Origin of the sequence: Roseospira visakhapatnamensis (assembly GCF_014197915.1) — a bacterium.
GTDB lineage: Bacteria > Pseudomonadota > Alphaproteobacteria > Rhodospirillales > Rhodospirillaceae > Rhodospira > Rhodospira visakhapatnamensis.
Genome location: NZ_JACIGK010000090.1, coordinates 1 through 1,379, shown reverse-complemented (window position 1 = coordinate 1,379; position 1,379 = coordinate 1). Strand labels below are relative to the sequence as shown.

Sequence of the window (1,379 nt, the reverse complement as noted above, 5' to 3'; positions counted from 1 at the left end):
CCCCATGCGACCACCGTCGCGGGGTGGAGCAGTCTGGTAGCTCGTCAGGCTCATAACCTGAAGGTCAGAGGTTCAAATCCTCTCCCCGCAACCACCTTGACCGAACGCCGCACATCGGCATCCAAGGCCGCCTCTCCGGAGGCGGCCTTTTTTGCGGCCGCCCCCAGCGACAGTTCGATCATGGACGCGATCTCGCCGATCAGTTCCACTTCGCGGCCGCCACGATTGAGGGGCGGGCCGACGCGCACCTCTTCGATCAGGGTGCGCAGGTGCTCCACCGCTTCCTGGCGGGTCTTCGGGTCCTGAAGCGTGGCGTGAAGACGGCCGACCTGCTGGCGATACATCTCCGACAGGTCGACGGTGAACGGTGGCAGGACGGGTGCGGCCGCCGACAGTGTGCCGCGCAGCGCGTCCCGATGCGCCGACAGCGTATCCAGCCGGGCCTGAAGGTCCGGGGAGCGGAAACCTTCCGCAATCGCGTCGATCAGGGACGTGATCTTCCGTTCGACCTGTTCAAGATCGGCTTCGACCGTCTTGTGGTTCGCCTGCGCCTGAACGCGCTGGGCCTCCATGTGCTCCTGGAACGTGACGCAGAATTCCTCGACCAGGTCCGGGGCCATCAACTGGTCTTTCAGGGCCGACAGGATCAGGTCTTCCAGCGGTCCCCGTCGCAGGCCCTTGCGGTTCGAACACGCGGTCCCGGCCCGGGCGCGTCCGCAGGCCAGATAATCCTTGCCTGCCGAGATCATGGCCCCGCCGCATACGGCGCAGGTGACCTTGCCGCTCAAGAGGGTCTCGGGGCGACGGTGCTTCCAGAACTCCGTCTCCCGCGCCTTGCGCACGCCCTCGGACTCCCGGATATCGTCAAGGCGTCGCTGAACACGGTTCCAAAGATCGTCATCCAGAATCCGCAGCTCCGGCACGTCCTGAATGATCCAGGCTTCCGGCGGATTGGGCCGCGAGACGCGCTTGCCCGTGGCCGGGTCCTTGATGAATCGCTGCCGGTTCCAGACCAGCCGCCCGACATATTCCTGATTGCGCAAAATGCCGGTCCCGCGCGCCTTGTGCCCGCGAATGGTCGTATCCCGCCAGGGCCGGCCGCGCGGACCCGGCACGCCGTCCTCGTTGAGGATCCGGGCGATGGTGCGCGGCCCGGTGCCGCCGGCGAACATCTCGAAGATGCGGCGGACGACGAGCGCTTCGTTTTCCTTCACGCGCCGGTGCCCGGCATCGAATTCGCCCCGTTCGTTGATCTGGCGGACCATCTCGTATCCGAAGGACAGTCCGCCGGCCGAACGGCCCGCGCGCACCCGCCCCTCGAGCCCGCGCCGCGTCTTCTGGCCCAGGTCCTTCAGGAACAGCGCGTTCATGGTGCCCTT

General features: G+C 66.6%; 1 protein-coding gene and 1 tRNA gene. One reads left to right on the top strand and one right to left on the bottom strand.

The window, feature by feature from the left end; all coding sequences use genetic code 11:
- Positions 1-17: 17 nt before the first annotated feature.
- A tRNA-Met gene (locus GGD89_RS19620) sits at positions 18-94 on the top strand.
- Here the strand turns inward: GGD89_RS19620 and GGD89_RS20760 are convergent.
- On the bottom strand, positions 51-1,265 hold the full coding sequence (locus GGD89_RS20760) for a recombinase family protein (protein WP_425503064.1): 1,215 nt from the start codon (positions 1,263-1,265) through the stop codon (positions 51-53). The two genes, GGD89_RS19620 and GGD89_RS20760, sit on opposite strands and share 44 nt — an antisense overlap.
- Positions 1,266-1,379: the final 114 nt, after the last annotated feature.